Source organism: Hyphobacterium sp. (genome assembly GCF_043584775.1).
Taxonomy (GTDB): Bacteria; Pseudomonadota; Alphaproteobacteria; order Caulobacterales; family Maricaulaceae; genus Hyphobacterium.
This window is the reverse complement of record NZ_CP121327.1, coordinates 2860286-2880667: the sequence shown is the minus strand read 5'-3', so window position 1 is coordinate 2880667 and position 20382 is coordinate 2860286. Positions and strand designations below refer to the sequence as shown.

Genomic DNA, 20382 nt, shown 5'->3' with positions numbered 1-20382 from the left:
TCAGCGTCCAGAGCTGGCCCGGGCGCGAGCAAGACCTCGGGTTCGGGCTTTTTCTTCTATCCGGGCTTCTTCTTCCGCCAGGACGGTTAACAAAGCCGCCTTCACATCTGCAATGAGCCGCTCATCGGATAGTTTCTTGCCGTCTTTGAGGACGTAAAAGACATCTGTGGCGCGCTCACCATAACCATCGATACGCGCCGATTGCAGCGCCAGTCCCGAATCCGCCAGCGTCTCCGATAAATCTGCCAGAAGGCCTGGCCGGTCCCGCCCGGAGGCTTCGATAAGCGTGGCGGTTTCAGCAGCCTTCTGATCAATCGATACCGACGGAATAACAGTGAAGGCGGCCGCCCGCCGGGTCAGACGCTGGGAAGGCCGGGCCGTTACGCGCGTCTTGGAGCCCGACGCGGCCCGCCTCACACGTTCGGCGAGAGCATCCCGTGCCCGTTCCCGGTCAAAGCCATAAGGCTGCCCGGCCGCGTCCTGGACATAGAAGACATCAAAAGCCTCACCCGATGCGGTCGTCGAGACCTGAGCCCCGACAACGCTCGCGCCCAGATTGGCCAGAACAGCAACAATATCGGCAAACAGCCAGTCCCGGTCAGGCGCAATCAGCATGACTTCAGTCGCGGCGCGACGCTTGTCGACCCGGGCCGCCGCGGCCACGAGATCGCCGCGCCCGCGCGCCGCCCGAACGAAAGCCGCATGGCGCAACCGGTCGGCTTCGGAAAAGGACAGCCAGTAGGAATCATCCAGATCCGCGATCCAGCCCTTGGCAAAATTGTCGTCTACGCGTTTCAGCTTTTCGCGGAAGGCGGCCCGCGCTTCATCGGCCTGCCCTCTCAGGAGCGAACGGATTTCAGCCTCCCCGTCGCTGGAGGTATCCCCCTCCAGCACGGTCCGGGTTGCCGCATAGAGATCGCGGAGGAGCTGGCCTTTCCAGCCATTCCAGATGCCCGGGCCCACGGAGCGGATATCAATGACCGTCAACAGGGTCAGGAGGTTGAGCCGCTCCAGCGTCCCGACTTCCCGTGCAAATTCGATCACCGTCCGAGGGTCGCCGATATCGCGTCTTTGCGCGGTATCGCTCATCAACAAATGCGAGCGCACCAGCCAGGCGACCAGCTCCACCTCCGCCTTCGGCAAGCCCAGACGGGTGCACGCGGCGCGCGCCTGCGCCGCCCCTTCAACGCATTGATCGCCCTTGCCCTTGCCGGTGTCGTGCAGCAGCACGGCCAGATGAAGCGCCCGGCGTCCCTTGATGTCATGCACAATCTTTGTTGCCACCGGGTGATCGTGCGGGTGGTCTCCGGTTTCGATCTCGCGCAACAATCCGATCAATTGCAATGTGTGTTCATCCACCGTGTAGCGGTGATACATGTTGAACTGTGTGCGCGCGACAATACCGCCAAATTCGGGCAGGAATTTTCCCAGCAATCCGGCTTCGGTCATGAGCCGCAAGACCAGTTGAGGCGCGGCTGAATCCAGCAATATCGAAAAGAAGACCCGTACGGCCCGGGGGTCGGAACGGAAATCATCGTCAATATGGCGGATATTCCGGCCGACAACCGCAATCGCGTCCGGGTGCAGGTCAGCGCCCATCGCTGACGCCGCCCAGAACAGGCGCAACAGCAAGACAGGGTCTTTTTCGATCATGCCCGGATCGACAAAATCAAGACGTCCATCGACAAGCTTGAAGGCATCATCCACCGGCTCGCCCAGCCCGTCATTTTCCGGAAGGAATCGCGCCAGACCCCGTGGCCGGGACTTGCGGTGATCGGCTTCCAGCTTGGCACAAACAAGCCGCGTCAAACTCCCCACATCCATCGCCGTCAGAAAATACCGGCGCATGAAACGCTCTACGGCGCTTTCCGCCTCGGCATCATCAAAGCCCATCCGGGCCGCAATCTCCGGCTGGATATCGAAGGTCAGGCGATCATCCTTTCCCCCGACAATGGCGTGAATGTGAAAACGGATGGTCCAGAAGAAATCCGAGGCCCGCAAATATTTCTCGACGTCGTTCACGGTCAAAAGACCGGACGACACCCATCGTTCGAAAGCGTCTGCCCCGTAGAGAAACTGGGCCAGCCAGCGCATCAATTGAAGATCGCGCAGCCCGCCCTTGGATTCTTTCAGATTGGGCTCGACCGTATATCTCGACCGCCCGGCTTTTGCGATCCGGCTGTCCCGTTCCGCCAGTTTGGCCTCGACAAAAGCCGGGCCGCTCGACTGGGCTTCATCCCACAAAGCCTGACGCAGGGCTTCGGTGGGTGCCGGATCGCCGGCCAGATGACGAAGCGACAGGAGCGAGGTTCGCTCACCAATATTCGTATTGGCAATCTTCAGCGTCTCGCCGACGGTTCGCACGGCGCCGCCACCAATATCCAGACCCGAATCCCAGAGAACATAGATGACGCGTTCCAGAAACTCCTTTTGAGCCTTGCTGGCCCGGTCCGGCTTGATGAACAGGATATCGACATCAGAGCTCGGCGCGAGCTCGCCCGCCCCGTAACCGCCAATGGCCAGGAGCGAGATTCCATCAGCCACCTTGCCCGCATCGGCGGCCAGTGAATCAAATACAGCTCCGAGAACGGCATTCATGACGCCGGACAGAAAGCGCGCGGCTTCCAGCCCGCCACCGGCGCCGTCCAGCTTCCGGAAGGCCGCTTCCCGGCCGGATTCGATGGCCGCCTTGATCCGGGTAATCGCCGCCAGACGGGCATTGACGTCCTGCCAGCCCTTGTCGCTCAAAGCGGCTGCCAGTTCGGCGCGAAGCTTCAATCCATCAAGGGATGCCGGAAGAGCGGAAACAAGCATTGCCGGTGTTCTAGCGTGCCTCGCAGAAAGCGTCACTCACTGTCTTCGTCCGACAGGCGTTTGAGCTCATAAAGGCAATCCAGCGCCTCTCGCGGGCTGAGCTGATCAGGGTCAATTCGCTTCATCCGCTCCGTCACTTGCGAAGGTTTCGCAGGAGTCATGACGGGCATTGAGGAAAAGAGCGGTAGCTCGGCCAGTGCCGCGGCAGGCGCATCCTCGCTTTCCAGACGCTCGAGAATCGTGGTCGCGCGGGAGATGGCGGCCGATGGCAATCCGGCCCGGCGGGCGACCTCAATACCGTAGGAGCGATCGGCCGGCCCTTCGGCCACCTGGTGCAGGAGTACCAGTTCGCCTTTCCATTCCCGTGCCTTGAGGCTGAGATTACCGGCCGCTGACAGCTCATCGGCCAGCCGTGTCATCTCGTGATAGTGCGTCGCAAAGAGCGCCCGGCAGGTATTGACTTCGTGCAAATGCTCGGCGGCAGCCCAGGCGATCGATAGACCGTCAAATGTCGATGTCCCCCGGCCCACCTCGTCAAGAATGACAAAGCTGCGCGGTGTCGCCTGATTCAGAATGGCGGCGGTTTCGACCATTTCATTCATGAAAGTCGAGCGGCCGCGCGCCAGATCGTCCGCCGCGCCAACGCGGGAAAAGAGCCGGTCAGCAATGCCTATTCGCGCTTTCGAGGCGGGGACATAAAGCCCGGCCTGCGCCAGGATGATCATCAGGGCGTTCTGGCGCAGATAGGTCGATTTACCGGCCATGTTCGGCCCGGTCACCAGAAGCAATCGCGCCCCGGCCTTCCCACTGCCGGCCATGCGGCAATCATTCGGTGTGAACCCGGCGTCGCCGTCGCGTTTGAGCGCCGCCTCCACAACCGGATGCCGGCCGCTTTCAACTTCAAAGACAGGGTCGTCCGTCAATTCCGGCCGCGTCCAGTTGGCCCGCCGCGCCAGTTCGGCATTGGCGGTCGCAACGTCAATCTCAGCCAGTGCCCGGGCCACAGCCCTTATCGTTTCGGCTTTCTCCTCAACACGGTCACGAAATCCCGAATAGGCCTCCAGCTCCAGCGCAAGCGCGCGCCCGGCGGCCCCGGCAATCTTTGATTCCAGCTCGGCCAGTTCTGTCGTGGTAAAGCGAACCGCATTCGCCATTGTCTGCCGGTGGATGAAGTCATCATGCGCCATAAGCGGGTCGGCATGCTTCGCGCTGACCTCTACAAAATAGCCCAGAACATTGTTGTGCTTGACCTTCAGATTGGTGACGCCCGTGGTCTCACAATAGGTTTTCTGCAAGCCCGCAATCAGCTTTCGGGAATCATCCCGCAATGCTCGCGCTTCATCGAGGGCGGCGATCCACCCCTCGGCGATAAAACCGCCATCGCGCGCATAGTGGCCCGGCTCGTCAACCAATGCGGCTTCCAGATCTGCGACCAGCTTTCGCAGGGCCTCAAATCGCTGGATATCCAGAGCCTTGGCCAATGCGGCAAGCCGCTCGGGAATATCAAGACCCGGTCCCGGTGCCAGCAGGGCCGACAGATTTTGCGCTTCGGTCAATGTGCGCCGGAGCGCCGCGAGATCGCGGGGCCCGCCGCGCGAAAGAACGAGGCGCGACAAGGCACGCTCCGGATCCCCGGCAGCCTTGAGGCGTTCACGAATCGTGGCGGACTTTGGGGATTCCAGAAAATGCGTGAGCAAATCCAGCCGGGCATTGATCTCTGCCGCATCGGTGGAGGGCCGGCTGAGCCGCGCCGACAAAAGGCGGGCGCCGGGCGCTGTGACCGTTTCGTCTATGGCATCAAGCAGGGACCCTTTACGCTGCCCTGCCAGCGTCCGGTCAATTTCCAGGCTTGCGCGGGTCGCCGGATCAATCAGCAAGGCCCCACCACTACGGATCTGCCGGGGCGAGGAAAGCTTGGCGGGAGCGCCGGCTTGCGCGAGTTCCAGATAATCCAGCAACGCGCCCAGCGCTGCGATTTCAGCCGCCGAAAAATCGCCAAACCCGTCCAGAGAATCGACGGCGAACCGCTCTTTCAGCCGGCGGCTGGCGGATTTGGCATCGAATTTGGCGCGCGCCAGTGGTGTCACCCGGCCCTGGCCGATCCACTCGCCAGCCGGAACGAACAGGTCTTCCGTCACCAGCAATTCGGCGGGGTTGAGCGCGCCGAGCTCTGCGGCGATGAGCGCTTCTTCCACCGCGCAGACGGCAAATTCGCCCGTCGAAACCTCCGCCCATGCCAGGGCCATGCCGCCCGAGGCCGATTGCGCAAAGGCTGCAATCCGGTTCGAGGCCCGCGCCTCCAGCAGCGAATCTTCCGTCAGGGTTCCGGGCGTCACAATCCGCGCCAGACCGCGTTCGACCGTTTTGGCGCCGCGAGCCTTGGCGGAGGCCGGGTCCTCAAGCTGTTCACCGACCGCGACCTTGAAGCCTGCCCGGATCAACCGCGCCAGATAGGCCTCGGCTGTGGCCGCCGGAACGCCGCACATCGGAATAGGTTCACCCTGATGCTGCCCGCGTTGCGTCAGGGCGATGTCGAGCGCTTCGGCGGCGCGTTTGGCGTCGTCGAAGAATAATTCGTAGAAATCCCCCATCCGATAGAAGAGCAGCGCATCCTTCGGCGTTTCCTCCCGCAGGGTGAGGAATTGCGCCATCATCGGCGTGGCACCATCGGCGCTGGGAAACTGGCGGTCGGAGAGCGTCGGATCAGTCATGGAGCGAGGGAAATTGGCCGGGATTCGTGAGCTCTGCAAGCGGCCATGACGCTTGCGTCAGACGCGGGCGGCGTTAGGTTCGATTCAAACCTTCCCGCGACCCGTTCAGGAACCGAGATATGTCAGACCGCACCAGCCCCGTGGATGATGAAGACGCGCTGCGATTCCATAGCCAGCCAACCAAGGGAAAGCTTGCGCTGCAGCCGACCAAGCCCATGGCCACCCAGCGCGATCTTTCGCTCGCTTATTCGCCGGGCGTCGCCGCGCCGGTCAAGGCCATCGCCGCGGATCCAGACCTGGTCTACGAGTATACATCCAAGGGCAATCTGGTCGCCATTGTATCAAACGGCACCGCCATTCTGGGCCTCGGCAATCTCGGGCCCATGGCCTCCAAGCCGGTTATGGAGGGCAAAGCCGTTCTGTTCAAACGCTTCGCCGACATCGATGGCATGGACATCGAGGTCGACGAGGATGATGCTGATCTCTTCGTGGAATGTGTGGCCCGGTTTGGCGAAACTTTCGGCGGTATCAATCTGGAAGACATCAAGGGCCCCGATTGCTTCATCATTGAACAGAAGCTCCGCGAGCGCCTCGACATTCCGGTCTTTCATGACGATCAGCATGGCACAGCGATCATCGCCGCTGCCGGCATCATCAATGCGTGCGAGATCACCAAGCGCGATATTTCAAAGCTGAAAGTTGTCGTAAATGGCGCTGGAGCCGCCGGCATTGCCGTTCTGGAGCTCCTCAAGGCCATGGGCGTAAATGCCAAACATTGCATTCTCTGCGACTCGCGCGGCCCGATCTATCAGGGCCGTGAAGACGGCATGAATCAGTGGAAAGCCGCTCATGCTGCGCCGACCAAGGCGCGAACCCTCGCCGAAGCGCTCAAGGGTGCCGATTGTTTCCTCGGCCTGTCAGTGGCCGGTGCAATTGACGAAGACATGGTCATGTCGATGGCGAAAAACCCCATCATTTTTGCCATGGCCAATCCGGAGCCGGAAATCCGCCCCGAAATTGTTCGCAAGATCCGCAAGGATGCGATCATGGCGACCGGCCGCTCGGATTATCCCAACCAGGTCAATAATGTTCTGGGCTTTCCCTACATTTTCCGGGGGGCCCTCGATGTCCGGGCCCGGACCATCAATGAGGAAATGAAAATCGCCTGCGCCACGGCGCTCGCCAATCTGGCCAAGGAAGACGTGCCGGATGAAGTGGCCGCTGCCTATCACGGACAACGGCCCAGCTTCGGCAGGGACTATATTATCCCGTCACCCTTCGATCCGCGCCTGATTTCCTACATTCCGCCTTATGTCGCCCAGGCCGCGATGGATTCCGGCGTGGCCCGGCGTCCCATCGAGGACATGACCGTTTATAAAAAATCGCTTGCCCGGCGGCTGGATCCGACCGCCGCCCTGCTGCAGCGCATCCAGGGCGCGGTGGCCGGAAAGGGAAAACGCATCGTTTTTGCCGAAGGCGAGGAACCGTCGGTGATCCGCGCCGCCTATGCCTTCCAGATGCAGGAACTGGGCGAAGCCATTCTGGTCGGCCGCGAGGAGCAGACCCGCGCCAATATGCGGCTGGTAGGCGTGCCGGAAGACGCCCTGACCATCGTCAACGCCCGCCTTTCGGAACGCAATTCGGACTATTCCAGCTTCCTGTATTCCCGGCTTCAGCGCGAAGGCTATCTCAAGCGCGACGTCCAGCGCCTCGTCAATAATGATCGCAATGTGTTCTCCGCCTGCATGGTAAAGCTGGGCGATGCCGACGGCATGGTCACGGGCGTGACCCGAAATTATGATGCCGCACTGAAGGATGTCGGGCGGGTTCTGGATCCGGCCGCAGGCGAGCGCGTGATCGGCATGTCCATCGTTCTCGCCAAGAACCAGACCTATTTCATCGCCGATACGAACGTCACCGAGTTTCCGGATTCAGAAGCGCTGGCGGATATCGCCTGCGAAGCCGCGGCTGCCGCAAAACGCTTCGGCTTTGATCCGCGCGTGGCCTTCCTGTCCTATTCCACCTTCGGCAATCCGGCGGGACAGCGCTCCGAGAAGCTGCAGGCGGCCGTCCGGATTCTGGACGAGAGAGGCGTGGATTTTGAGTATGAAGGCGAACTGGCGGCCGATGTGGCGCTCGATCCGGCCCACCGTCTGCTCTATCCCTTCTCGCGCCTGACGCGCGCCGCGAATGTGCTCGTAATGCCGGCCATTCACTCGGCGTCTATTGCAACAAGGCTGATGGGCGCCGGGGCCGGGGCCACGGTTCTCGGGCCGATGCTTCTGGGGTTTGAACGTCCGGTTCAGATCGCCCGCCTCGGCGCACCCGTGACTGAAATCACGACCCTGGCCGCGCTCGCCGCCTACGACCTTTCGGCAGAGGCGGAAGCCGCGGAATAGGTCAGATCGTTTCACGCTCGGCGAATTTGTGCAGTCCCTTGGCGGCTTTGGGGCCAGCCATCATCAGATAGAGCAGCAGAGCCCCGGCGGGTAATGTATAACCGGCTGTGATAAGGAAAAAATTCACCCAGCCAACGGCATCCGCCAGTACACCGGAGAAGCCGGATAGAAATTTTGCCACAAAGGCATAGAAAGACGCCAGAAGCGCATATTGCGTCGCAGCATTCGCCGGATCGACCAGGCTGGACATGTAAGCAATGAAAGCTGTCGTGACAAATCCACCAGCCAGATTGTCCCCGACAATCGCGACGGTCAGTTTCCAGTAATCGTCCGATCCCGCCGTCGCGGCAAGCCAAGCATAGGCACCGTTTGTGATAAAGGTAATGAACAGGCCGATCACCAGCGCCTTCATCAAGCCAAACCGGTAGACGGCCACACCGCCAATGAAGAGTCCCGCCATTGTGGCAATCAAGCCAGGGCCGCCCTGAATGCCGCCGACAACAGCGCGGTCAAATCCAAGATCGGAGTAAAGCGGACTTGCCATGACACCCATGGTGAAATCCGACATGCGGTAAATCATCACGAATAGGACAACAGGAACAATCCACCAACGTAACAAGGCAAAAAACTGGAAAAGCGGTTCCCAGATGGCGCTGGCCACTTTCTGCGGGAAGCTGCCTTTCAATTCACGCTTGCCAACCCCAACGGCCGGCTCTTTCATGAAGAACACAAGTATAGCGGCTAATGCCATCGCCGCAGCCATTGCCAGGAACGACCAGTTCCAGTCGGCCCAGGCCGATATTGCAAGCCCCAGACCCGACATCAGATAGGCAAACCGGTAGCCAAGCGAATACGCAGCCGCCATGTTTGCTTGCATCCGGTTGGGTGCCGATTCGATCCGCCAAGCATCAATGGCCACGTCGAGTGTTGCACCGGAATAGGCAAGCAGAAGCGCGGCTATCGCAATAGGCAACAGGATCAGGAAGGTCCGGAATTCCTTCAGTTGGGAGAAATGCTCATCGGTTTCGATCAGCTGGAGCAGGCGGCGGTGATCCTCGACGGGCAGGGCCACGAGCTCCGTGCCGTCAGAGTCGGTGCTGCGCTCCGGGGTCGCCCTCAGTAAGGCCGCTTCCTCCATCCCGACCTCGTCCTCGGCAACCGCATGGTCGAGCGACGACATCAACAAAGCATATTCGCCCGCGCTGATCTCCGCGAGGCGATTTCCGTCTGCATTGGTGCGGTATGCCGCACCGGTAGGATCGGTAAAGGCGATAAGAGACAGGGCGATTACGGTTCCGGTTATGGCCGTTACGATCCAGGATCGGCGAGCACCCAATAACTCGTGCAAAACCGGAATCTTGAACCGGTCGACAACCGGAGCCCAGAGAAATTTGAAAGAATAGGCCAGTGTGACCCAGTAGAAAAAGCCAATCGTCGATCGGTCGATCCCGACATCGCGAAGCCAGTAGCTCAGTTTCTGGAACACCATGTAGAGCGGCAAGCCTGATGCAAAACCCAACACCAGCATCGAGAGCATGACGGGAGTAAAATAGACCTTTGCGGTCTCTAACCAGGTTCGGTTGGCCCGGTCCGCTGCCGCGTCCGCCATTGCTTGCTCCTCTCCGGCTTATCCGGAAACAACCCTGAAACGCTTTTGCGCTTTCGACAAGCTCAGCACTGTGCCGGTCAGGGTTTCCGGATCAACCGGTTTGGTCAGGAAAGCATTCATGCCGGCCTCCAGACAGGCGCGGCGGTCGGCTTCGGATGTATTGGCGGTCAGGGCGATCAGCGGCACATTGATCCCGGCCTCGCGCGCGGATTTGGCGACGCTCGGCCCATCCATCTCCGGCATGCGCAGATCAATGAGGGCGGCATCCAGTCCGCCCGCCTTCAGACGTTCGAGCGCTTCGCGCCCATTCATGGCACGTTCCGGATGCGCGCCAAGCCGGGTCAATACCCGCTCGGCAATCAGGCCATTCACCGGATCATCCTCGGCAATCAGGACCCGCAGACCGGCGAGCGGCCAGCCTTCGCCTTCAAGCCGGTTATTGTCTCCGGCCTGACCCGGCATGTCCCCCCCGACAAAGCGTTCAAGGCTCTGGCGCCGGACCGGCGTCACCAGCCAGCCATCAGCGCCTTTGGGTGGATTATCCCTTATTGCATCTTTCGAGGCGGCATCCGTCAGGATCAAAGTCCGCTTCGCGCCGCTATCCGGCGCACGTTCGGCCCATTTTGAATCGAGCAGCAATGTCAGTCCGCGCGCGGAAGAGATACGGTCAGGATTGGACAGTGTCCGGGCTTCGCCCCCCAGCGCCAGGATCTGCGCAGAAAGGGCATTCCGGGTCACGCGCGATGGCGATGCCACCATGACACTTTCGCCGGCCAGCGGCCGATCCGTACGCATGCCCTTGCGGATCGGTACGGGCAGCGCCGCCCAGAAGGACGCACCTTCACCGGGCGCACTTTCCAGCCCGATCTCGCCATTCATGGCTTCGACCAGTTTCTTGACCATGGCAAGGCCGAGCCCGGCACCGCTTTCCTTCAGTTGAGCTGAACCCGTGCCGCGTTCGAAATGATCAAAAATCTTCGCCTGATCCGCAGCGTCAATGCCCGGTCCGGTATCCCGCACGGTGATGATCAGCCGGGCACGATCTTCACTGTCATGGTCGCCGGACAACTCCACCCAGGCCCCGCCTTCGGAGGTGAATTTGACGGCATTCCCCAGAAGATTGAACAGTATCTGTCTTAGACGCGCCGTATCCGCCAATACTTCTTCCGGTGCGGATTCCCGAACAACGCAGGCGAGGGCGAGGCCCTTTTCAGCCGCGCGCGGTGCGAGCAATTCAACCGCATGGCGGACAAGGTCTGACGGGCGAACCGGTTCCGGGCGCAAATCCAGATGACCGGCCTCGAGCCGCGAAAGGTCCAGAATCTCATCAATCAGTCCCAGCCCGTGCATCGCACTTTCGGCTACGGCGCGGACATATTCGCGCTGGTCAGGTTCCAGCGCCGTCAGCGCCAGAAGGTCAGCGACGCCTTTGACACCCGCCAGGGGCGTACGCAATTCATGGGTCACGGACGCAAAGAAGCGGGTGCGTGCATCTTCGGCTTCCTGGCGCTCGGCATCGGCATCGCGCTGATCAGTCACATCGCGGCCAATCGAGATCGAACCACCGCTTTCAACCGGGCGCTCATCCCACTCCACCCAGCGATTGCCGGAGCGTGTCCGCATCAGGGCTTCAAACCGGCGCGATCCGCGATCCGTCGGTCCTGCCGGAGCCACTGCAAACCAGCGGCCGGTCCAATCCGAACGTTTCCCGCCGAATGCCGAAAGAAAGGCATGGTTGACGAAACGCACACGGCCATCAGCCGCTCGCAAGAGCGCCATCTCGCCGGCTGCGTCCAGCGCGATAAGGGCGGCGTCGGCCGCATCGGAAGAGGGTGAATCCGGCGTCAATGTCATGGCGGCGTTATTAACCCTGAACCGGTTAAGGAACCGCTTCTGTCCTAACCGGCGGATACGCGGTTGCGCGATGCCGATATCGCCCCGGCACCGGGCGCGGCCCGCCGGAGTGACAAGGCTTCGGCAATATGAACCCGGCGCACGCCATCCGAACCATCCAGATCGGCAATCGTCCGCGCTGACCTCAGGACACGGTGATATCCGCGCGCCGTCAGGCCCATGACTTCCGCCGCCTGATTGATCAATTGCTGACCCCCGCGATCCGGCTCGGCCACATGATCCAGCAATTCTGCCGTCAAACGCGCATTGAGGCGGCCACGTTCGGCCTGGGCCTCGCGCGCCCGCGCCACGCGGACTGCGGCTTCTTCAGTTCCCTCGGTGGGCGGCGGCAAGGCCAGATCGGCTGGCGTCACCGGCGGCACTTCGACGTGAAGATCTATCCGGTCCATCATCGGGCCGGACACACGCGCCTGGTAATCCGCCGCGCATCTCGGCCCGCGCTTGCAGGCTTCGCCATTCGCCCCCGCCCAGCCGCAACGGCAGGGATTCATGGCCGCAATCAGCTGGAAATGCGCCGGATAGGTGATGTGGGCATTGGCCCGCGCCACGACAATCTCGCCGGTTTCGAGCGGCTGGCGCAAACTGTCGAGAACTTGCGGATGAAATTCCGGCAGCTCGTCGAGAAAGAGCACGCCATGATGCGCCAGAGACGCTTCCCCCGGCTTGGCTTTCTGGCCACCGCCGACCATCGCTGCCATGGAGGCGGAGTGGTGCGGGGCCCGAAACGGACGCGACCGCGTCAATCGCCCGCGCTCCAACAATCCCGCCACCGACTGAATCATGGAAACGTCCAGCAATTCAGGGGCAGACAAGGGCGGCAAAAGCCCGGGAAGGCGGGCCGCCATCATGGATTTCCCCGATCCCGGAGGACCAACCATCAGGAGATTATGACCACCGGCCGCTGCGATCTCCAGCGCCCGCTTGGCGCTTTCCTGACCCTTGACATCCTTGAGATCGAGATCGGGCCGCGCATCGATCAGGTCGCCGGGAACCGGACGCGACAGCATCTGCCGGCCCTTGAAATGATTGACCAGCTGAATGAGGGAAGCGGGTGCCAGAATGGAGAGCTCACCCCCCGCCCAGGCGGCTTCGGGACCGCAGGATTCCGGACATATGAAGCCCAGATCAAACCGGCTCGCCGCCATCGCGGCGGGCAGGGCGCCCGGCGTCATATTGATCGAACCGTCCAGACCCAGTTCGCCCATGGCCAGATGATCGGCCGCAGCATCGGGTGGAATAACGTCCATGGCTGCCATCAGACAAAGCGCAATCGGAAGATCGAAATGCGCGCCCTCCTTGGGGCGGTCTGCCGGTGCGAGATTGACAATGACCCGGCCCGGAGGAAGCGAGAGCCCGATCGCGGCAAAGGCGGCCCGAACCCGCTCCCGGCTCTCCGCCACCGCCTTGTCGGCAAGTCCGACAACGGCAAAGACAGGCTGGCCACCTGCAAACTGGGCCTGCACATCAACGCGCTTTGCCTCCGCGCCTTCAAACGCAATCGTCGTCGTTTTCGCCGCCATGCTCTGTCCCCTGTTCGGCCCGTCAGCGAGAGCAAGCCTTTATGATATCGACACTTTTCCACAGGACGCGGAACGCAGCCGATCAAAACAGGAACATAATAAGAACGAAAAGCGTTATAGAGTCAAGTTTGTGATAGAATCAAACACCCAGCCGCCGGTCCACCGCGTCCCAGAACAGGCTGGCCGCATCCACACCGGAAAAGCGCTTCAACTCCTGCACGCCCGTGGGTGACGTCACATTGATCTCGGTCAGCCGGTCGCCGATGACATCAATTCCCACCAGAACCAGACCGCGCTTCTTGAGCACCGGGCCAATGACTTCGCAGATATGCTTGTCGGCATCGCTGAGCTCGGCGGCTTCCGCCTTGCCACCGACATGCATGTTCGAACGGGTCTCGCCCGGTTGCGGCACCCGATTGATGACCCCGACCGGATCGCCATCGATCAGGATGACCCGGCGATCCCCGGCGCTGACATTCGGCAGAAAGGCCTGCGCAATAATGGGTTCGCGATTGATGCCAAAGAACATCTCGACGATGGACGAGAAATTGCTGTCGTCCGGTTTCACCCGGAACACGCCCGCCCCGCCATTGCCGTATAGTGGCTTGAGGATGATGTCCTTGTGTTCGGCACGAAAGGCCTTGATCGCGGACAGGTCCCGGGAAATCAGCGTCGGCGGGATAAGGTCGGGAAAATCCAGAGGAATGATCTTTTCCGGGCTGGACCGGACCCATTCCGGATCATTCAGCACCAGCGTCTGGCCCTTCAGATACTCCAGAATATGACAGGCCGTGATGTAGGACATGTCAAACGGCGGATCCTGCCGCATGAGAACCACATCGACATCCTTCGCCAGATCCAGCGTCTCGCGATCGCCCTCGATCGCCGGCTGCCCGGCGACACGCTGCACCGTTGCCGGGCGGGCACGGGCCGTCACCTTCCCGGCTTCCCAGGACAGGTGTTGCGGCTGATACGTCCACAATGAGTGGCCCCGCTCCTGAGCTGCTTCCATCAGGGCAAAACTGGTATCGCCCTTGATATCGACGCCGGAAACCGGGTCCATCTGAACCGCTATGCGAAGGCTCATTCTGTGTCCTGACTAGTCAATAGGTGTGAAGGTCGATGACCGCACATCCTGCGGTGGCTCCAGCGATGGCAGGGACTCATTTGCCGGAATCGCCTCTCCGCCGCAAGCCGCCGCCTGACGCTGACCGCGGGCGATGGGCGTCGTTTCCTCGCCCACGACCCGGACGAAGGTGACGACTTCGGTCACGCCATCCACGAGGGAGGCGTGTTGCGCCGCCCGTTCCAGTTCACCGCGTGTGCGGGCGACACCCAGAAGGAAGACGCGGCCATTCTCCGCTTCAACATTGTAATTCACGCTGCGAACCGAACGGTCCCGCAGGAGGCGGCCACGGACCTGCTGGGTAATCCAGCTATCGCGCGCACCATCGCGGAGGGTTGAGGCATCCGCGACCGTGACCTCATTCTCGACAGCCCGGACCGCCAGGGCTGACCAGGCAAGGCATTCAGCCTGTCGGCGATCTTCTTCACGAGGTGCCGTGCCAGTCAGCAACGCAATCCCGTCGGTCACCTCAACATCCACCCCATCGAGCGCATAGCCTTCGGCGCGGGTCATGGCCGCCTTGATGGAAAGTGATGCATTCGTGTCGTCAATATCGCGGCCGATCGACCTTTCAGGTTGAATGGCGGCGCAGGCCGAAAGGGTCAGCGCAAAAAACAGGGGAATAAGGCGGAATTTCATGTGGCAACACTCCGGAAATGACAGCCCGGCGGGAAGTCTATCTGCGCAATTGAGTCTGTTCAGTTAAAGTTTTGTGAGCCGCGCCCATCCGGCCAGAAGGCCTGCCGGGAGTGATGGGGCAGGCGCCATGGACGGATCACGATCAGGTCATAGCGGATATGCAGCCCGGCATATTGCCGCCTCTGGCCGATGAAACTCGACGTTCCGCGGATAATGCGTTGTTGCTGATGCCAGGTCAGCGCGTTGATGCCCTCTTCCAGTGTATGACGCGCTTTGACCTCGATGATCGCCAGTATCCGCCCCTTGCGGGCAACGATGTCCAGCTCGCCGGAGGCGGTTTTCTCGCGCATGGCGAGGATGCGATATCCTTTCAGCATCAGCCAGAATGCCGCCCACCCCTCCGCCCGGCGGCCACGCGCCTCGGCCTGCCGGCGCGTCCGGGTCACGCCTTACCGTCTTTGATCATTTGCGCGCGCGCATAGAGCTCGCGCTTGTTGAGGCCTGTAGCGTCGGCAATTTTCGCCGCCGCACCCTTGACCCCCAACCCCGGAATCAGGGCCCGCAATTCCGCATCGATATCGATGGAGGCACTTTCGGCACCATCACCCGGGCCGATCAGCAGCGTGATCTCGCCGCGCGGCGCACCGTTTTCGGCGTAGAATGTCGCAAGGTCAGCAACAGGCCCGCGACGAAATTCTTCGAACTTCTTGGTCAATTCGCGCGCCACAACCGCTTCCCGCTCACCCAGAACGCTGGAAATGTCCGCCAGACTCGCCGCCAGCCGCAGGCCGGATTCATAAAAAACCAGCGTTCCCGGAATGGACGCCATCTCTTTCAGGCGATTTTTTCGTGTCCCGGTTCGCGGTGGCAGGAAGCCGGAAAAGAAAAAGGCATCACTGGGCAATCCGGCCGCAGCCAGCCCGGTCAGAAGCGCTGACGCCCCCGGCAAGGCTCTCACCGGGTGCCCCGCCTCAACGGCCTCACGCACCAGCTTGTAACCCGGATCGGAAATCAGCGGTGTGCCCGCATCCGAAACCAGCACAATGCGTTCGCCAGCTTCGAGTGCTTCCAAAATCTCCGGCCGCACTTTTGCCCCGTTATGGTCGTGATAAGGTAAGACTTTTCCGCTAATGCCATAGGCGTCCATCAGCTTCCGGGCCACGCGTGTGTCTTCAGCCAGTATCCGGTCGGCACCCGCCAGGGCATCCAGAGCCCGGAGCGTGATGTCGCGTAAATTGCCGATCGGCGTGGAAACAATGTTGAGACCCGGCTCGGGCGGTTGCGGTGCGGGAGCGCGGCGGCTAGCTTTGCCGGGAATATGTGAAGGCGGCTCTGTCATGATTCTCGCAGCATCTTTGCGCGGCTTGCGCAAACTACCAAGACCGATTGTTGTTACGGTGACAATGGCCACGCTGGCCGCCTGTGCCAGTACGCCCCCGCCACCTCCTCCACCGCCCCCGCCGCCGCCACCGGTTGTCGTGGAGCCGGAAGTGACGACACCCGAAGTGGTCGAGCCGGAAATCATCCGGCAGGACGGAATTGTTCCGCGCCATCTCGAAGGTCAGGATCTGACCCGTGCGGCGCTTTTACTGCCCTTCAGTCACCCCAATGCCGCGGCGCGTAGCGAGGCCTCCAATCTGTTGCGTGCGGCCGAGCTGGCTCTTTTCGAGCACGGCGCCGATACGCTGGTCCTGATGCCGAAGGATACCGGGGGCACTGCAGAAGGCGCGCGTCAGGCGGCTCAGGCGGCGATTGATGACGGTGCCGACATTATTCTCGGCCCGCTTTTCGGGGCGGCTGCGGTTGCGGCCGGACAGGTCGCACAGCGCTATGATGTCCCGGTTCTCGCCTTTTCGACCGATACCAGTATTGCCGGAAACGGGGTCTATCTTCTGAGCCTGCCACCCGAACAGGAAGTCGCGCGGATCACCGAATATGTCGCCCTCCTCGGGGTTGAGCGCTTTGCCTTTATCGGCCCGGGCGGGGCCTATGGCGGAGCCGTCCGCAATGCCCTTGCTGAAAACGCCCGGCTGAATGGCGGTGCGTTGGTGGCCGAAGAAACCTATGTCGGCGGTGTTGAGGCCATGACTTCAGCGGCACGACGTCTCGCCCAGCTGGGCTTTACAAGTCTCGAGGCCGAAGACGCCATGATGTTCAATTCCAGCGAATGGGTCCCGTCACCCAATGCGCCTTTCCAGGCCGTTATGCTGCCGGAAGGCGGCACGCGGTTGCGCACACTCGGTCCGCTTCTGCCCTATCACGAGATTGACCCGTTGATCGTGCGCTTCATCGGTACCGGTCTGTGGAACAACGAAGAGACCCGTCGTGAACCCGTCCTGCATGGCGGCTGGTTTGCCGGACCGGATGCCGAAGCCCATGACGCTTTCGTCGCCCAGTACGAATCTGCCTTTGGCGAGGAACCGTCCCGCATTGCCAGTCACGCCTATGACGGCGTCTTGCTGTCGGTCTTCTTTGCCAATGAGGGCGAAGTCAGCCGTGAAGCGCTGGAAGATCCGGAAGGCTTTTATGGCGCGGACGGACTGTTCCGCTTCCGCGCCGATGGCCGGATTGAACGCGGCCTGGCTGTCTATGAAGTCCGGCGGACTGAATTCCGTGTGATTGACCCGGCACCGCGAGAATTTGCTCCGGCCGTCTTCTAGGGACAAAGCGCAGCGGCAATCCCGTCGGCCAGAAGCCGGCCCTCATCGGTAAAACGAAGCCGCGAACCGGTCGTCGTCAGCCAGCCCTGCTCGGTATATCGGTGCAATTCTTCGGCATTGACGCTTTGACCTGTCGCGCGTTTCAAGTGTTCAAGGTCAAGACCGCCGTCGATCCGCAACCCCATCAGAATGCGCTCCCTGGCTTCGTCCAGCGCCGACAACGTCTCCGCTTTCGACCCTGTGCCGGTCTCGGCAACCCGGCGCGTATAGTCGGCAGGCCGTAGCGCGGTCTCGGTCGAGAGCCGTCCACCGCTTGCAGCTGACCCGATCCGGCCATGCGCGCCGGGACCAATGCCGATCCAGTCCGCCCCTTCCCAATACAGCCGGTTATGGCGGCATTCAGCGCCGGGCCGAGCGTGATTGGAGATTTCATAGCCGACAAGCCCCGCTTCCCGGCACATTCTCTGGGTCAGGCGGTACAGCCTTTCTCCCAAATCGTCCCCCGGAGGCGTCAACTCGCCCCGCTCCACCCGTTTGGCAAAGGCCGTTCCCGGCTCGATGGTCAGCTGATAGAGCGAGAGATGGGGAAGGCCTGCGGCCAGGGCCGAAGCCAGCTCGGTCGCCCAATCGCGTTCGGTCTGACCCTCTCGGGCATAAATGAGGTCGATGGAAACATTGTCGAAAACCGACAGTGCGCCATCCAGCGCCGCCCGGCTGGCCGCGCCATCATGGTCCCGGCCGAGAGCCTTCAGGGCCTCATCATGAAAGCTCTGAACGCCGAGAGACAGCCGATTGATCCCGGCGGCAGCAAAGTCTTCAAATCGGCTTGCGTCATTCGGATTGGCTTCCAGCCCGATTTCGATATCCGGCTCAAATCCGAACCCGGCTTGCGCGCGGTCGATGAGCTGGCCGATTTGCCGGCCCGACATCAGGGATGGCGTTCCGCCGCCAAAATGAATCGAGGTGAGTGTCCGCCCGGACAATTGCCCAGCCCAATGATCCAGATCCGCCAGGAGGGCTTCGAATAGCGCATCATCATTTCCGCGGGCCCGGTACACATTGAAATCACAATAGGGGCAGATCCGCGCACAAAACGGCCAGTGAATGTAGAGACCCAGAGCGGTATCAGACATGTCCGAACTCGGCCGCAATCAAGGCTGACATGGCGCGGGCGCGATGACTCATCGATGCTTTCTCTGCAGAGCTCATTTCCGCAAACACCCGCGTCTCGCCTTCTGGCTGGAAGACAGGGTCGTATCCAAATCCGCCTTCCCCGCGTGGCGGCCAGATCATCTGGCCATCAACCCGGCCCTCATAGATTCGGTCTGACTGTCTAGGCACCACAAGTGCCAGCACACAAACGAAGGCGGCGCTGCGGTCGGTATTACCACTTGTCTGCAATTCGTCTTCGATCCGGCGCATCGCCCGCCCGAAGTCGCGCGGCTCGCCCGCCCAGCGCGCAGAATGAATGCCGGGCTGACCGTTTAGCGCCGTGACACAAAGGCCGGAATCATCGGCGAGCGCAGGAAGACCGGTGGCCTGACTGGCCGCCCGTGCTTTCAGCAGGGCATTACCGGCGAATGTCGACTCGGTTTCATCGGGATCAGAAAGTGAAAAATCAGCAGCGGACTGCAGTTTTATCCCGAATGGCGAAAGCAATTCGCCTATCTCTTTGATTTTGCCTTGATTATGGGAGGCCAACACCCATGATTCTGCCTCTTTCATAGCTCTGTTCACCCCCTTTTTTTATCGCCTTTCGGAAAATTAATATCGAAAAACGATATTTTTTGCTTGCAGCCCGAAGATTTTATGTTTATCGATAAATCCACGGACGGCGAAATGATCGTTCGGCAGACAAAACAAAACATCTTGGTCGATTGAAACACTTAACTGGAGAACATAAAAATGGTCAGGTCCGAAAACACAGCAGCACGCACTTTTCTTGCGGTTGCAATCAACGCGTTTCTTATCATTGCGGTCGGTGCCGGCGTAGTTGCCGCTCTCGCCCCGGCGATGGCATGAGCGTAAAATGGTCCCGGCGGTAGCGTAAGGCGCCGCCGGGGACCCAATAGGGGGCAGGGAGTTAATGGAGGCAACAAAAGCAAGTCCGATGATCGGAGGTCTGAAATGGCTTCTGGATATCATCTGGTATCTTTTGTGGGCGGTACTTATCGTCAGCGCCGTCACCGTGCTGCTTGCCACAGTTTTATTCGGAGCCCAGCTTTTCGGCTGGTTACCGTCCGGGGTCGCCGCCTCTCTTACCGGGGCCGTTGACCGGGTGATCATGCTCCCGCTTGTTGTGGGAGAAATTGTAACGCTTCTGGTGATTGTTCACCGCCTGAGGCTGATTGTCAGAACCCTCATTTCCGGGGATCCCTTTGTCCCTGAAAATGCTGGACATTTACGGGTCATAGCCATTGCGGTCGGCGTCTACCAGATCGTTCGCTATGCCGCCCAGGGACTGGTCGCGATTTCGCTGGCCGTCTTCAACTTCCGGATCGGCGGCGTGGAGCTCACGCATTTCGATCTCAATCTCGGGCCCTGGTTTGCAGTGGCCGCCCTTCTGGTGTTGTCGGAGGTCCTTCGTGAAGGAGCCCGGATGCGCCAGGAACAGAAATTGACGATTTAGGGAGGCGCGAGAACATGCCTATTCGCGTCACCCTCGACAGGATGCTCCTTGAGCGCCGCATGTCTCTGACAGAGCTGTGCGATCGGGTCGGCATCACAATGGCAAACCTGTCCATTCTGAAGACAGGGAAGGCCAAGGCAGTACGATTTTCGACGCTGGAAGCGTTGTGTCAGGAGCTGGATTGCCAGCCTGGCGACCTTCTGAGCTTCGACGAGGATGAAGACGGAGACGGCACAGACGCCTGATCCGTTTCAAGTAAGCCCCCGGCGGAATTTCCACCGGACGGTGAAGAAGCAGCGGGAGCGGGCCTGATTGGCATACGCCCCTTCCCAAGAGCGCCGATCGGGCCTTTTTCAGCCCC

At 61.0% G+C, this 20382-nt stretch carries 15 protein-coding genes; 4 read left to right on the top strand and 11 right to left on the bottom strand.

The genetic code is table 11. The features are described from left to right. Together P0D52_RS14345 and mutS are read right to left on the bottom strand one after the other, a co-directional pair. Entirely contained in the window at nucleotides 1–2814 is a 2814-nt protein-coding gene (locus P0D52_RS14345) for a [protein-PII] uridylyltransferase (protein ID WP_394693331.1), read from the bottom strand. A gap of 32 nt (nucleotides 2815–2846) precedes the next feature. Continuing rightward, nucleotides 2847–5525 carry a DNA mismatch repair protein MutS gene (gene mutS / locus P0D52_RS14340; protein ID WP_394693330.1) on the bottom strand — a complete coding sequence of 893 codons (2679 nt, stop codon included), beginning with the start codon at nucleotides 5523–5525 and terminating at the stop codon, nucleotides 2847–2849. 119 nt (nucleotides 5526–5644) lie between these two features. On the opposite strand from mutS, the gene P0D52_RS14335 reads away from it, so the two are divergent. Then, nucleotides 5645–7924 (top strand): NADP-dependent malic enzyme, encoded by a 2280-nt coding sequence (locus P0D52_RS14335; protein WP_394693329.1) that lies wholly within the window; start codon nucleotides 5645–5647, stop codon nucleotides 7922–7924. A 1-nt stretch (nucleotide 7925) separates the two neighbouring features. On the opposite strand, the gene P0D52_RS14330 is transcribed toward P0D52_RS14335, so the two are convergent. From P0D52_RS14330 to rsmI, 7 genes are all read right to left on the bottom strand, one after another. Further along, on the bottom strand, nucleotides 7926–9533 hold the full coding sequence (locus P0D52_RS14330) for an MFS transporter (RefSeq protein WP_394693328.1): 1608 nt from the start codon (nucleotides 9531–9533) through the stop codon (nucleotides 7926–7928). Between the two features lie 18 nt (nucleotides 9534–9551). Beyond that, a complete protein-coding gene (locus P0D52_RS14325) occupies nucleotides 9552–11387 on the bottom strand; it encodes a hybrid sensor histidine kinase/response regulator (protein ID WP_394693327.1) in 1836 nt (611 codons plus the stop codon). 44 nt (nucleotides 11388–11431) lie between these two features. Further along, nucleotides 11432–12967 carry a YifB family Mg chelatase-like AAA ATPase gene (locus tag P0D52_RS14320; protein WP_394693326.1) on the bottom strand — a complete coding sequence of 512 codons (1536 nt, stop codon included), beginning with the start codon at nucleotides 12965–12967 and terminating at the stop codon, nucleotides 11432–11434. Between the two features lie 139 nt (nucleotides 12968–13106). After that, nucleotides 13107–14054, bottom strand: coding sequence for a glutathione synthase (gene gshB, locus P0D52_RS14315; protein WP_394693325.1), 948 nt, complete (start codon nucleotides 14052–14054; stop codon nucleotides 13107–13109). A gap of 12 nt (nucleotides 14055–14066) precedes the next feature. Beyond that, nucleotides 14067–14732, bottom strand: a complete 666-nt coding sequence (locus tag P0D52_RS14310; protein WP_394693324.1) for a BON domain-containing protein — start codon at nucleotides 14730–14732, stop codon at nucleotides 14067–14069. Nucleotides 14733–14791: 59 nt separating this feature from the next. Beyond that, a complete protein-coding gene (locus P0D52_RS14305; RefSeq protein ID WP_394693323.1) occupies nucleotides 14792–15178 on the bottom strand; it encodes a YraN family protein in 387 nt (128 codons plus the stop codon). Next, nucleotides 15175–16071 (bottom strand): 16S rRNA (cytidine(1402)-2'-O)-methyltransferase, encoded by an 897-nt coding sequence (rsmI, locus tag P0D52_RS14300; protein ID WP_394693322.1) that lies wholly within the window; start codon nucleotides 16069–16071, stop codon nucleotides 15175–15177. The genes P0D52_RS14305 and rsmI overlap by 4 nt, the downstream gene beginning before the upstream one ends. Here rsmI and P0D52_RS14295 point away from each other — a divergent pair. Continuing rightward, nucleotides 16070–17392, top strand: coding sequence for a penicillin-binding protein activator (locus P0D52_RS14295; protein ID WP_394693321.1), 1323 nt, complete (start codon nucleotides 16070–16072; stop codon nucleotides 17390–17392). The genes rsmI and P0D52_RS14295 overlap by 2 nt on opposite strands. On the opposite strand, the gene hemW is transcribed toward P0D52_RS14295, so the two are convergent. Next, on the bottom strand, nucleotides 17389–18525 hold the full coding sequence (hemW, locus tag P0D52_RS14290) for a radical SAM family heme chaperone HemW (protein ID WP_394693320.1): 1137 nt from the start codon (nucleotides 18523–18525) through the stop codon (nucleotides 17389–17391). The two genes, P0D52_RS14295 and hemW, sit on opposite strands and share 4 nt — an antisense overlap. After that, nucleotides 18518–19117 (bottom strand): RdgB/HAM1 family non-canonical purine NTP pyrophosphatase, encoded by a 600-nt coding sequence (rdgB, locus tag P0D52_RS14285; RefSeq protein ID WP_394693319.1) that lies wholly within the window; start codon nucleotides 19115–19117, stop codon nucleotides 18518–18520. The genes hemW and rdgB overlap by 8 nt, the downstream gene beginning before the upstream one ends. A 361-nt stretch (nucleotides 19118–19478) precedes the next feature. On the opposite strand from rdgB, the gene P0D52_RS14280 reads away from it, so the two are divergent. Continuing rightward, complete coding sequence (locus P0D52_RS14280; protein ID WP_394693318.1) at nucleotides 19479–20021, top strand: DUF2975 domain-containing protein; 543 nt, start codon at nucleotides 19479–19481, stop codon at nucleotides 20019–20021. Nucleotides 20022–20035: 14 nt separating this feature from the next. After that, on the top strand, nucleotides 20036–20266 hold the full coding sequence (locus P0D52_RS14275) for a helix-turn-helix domain-containing protein (RefSeq protein WP_394693317.1): 231 nt from the start codon (nucleotides 20036–20038) through the stop codon (nucleotides 20264–20266). The last annotated feature ends 116 nt before the right edge of the window (nucleotides 20267–20382 follow it).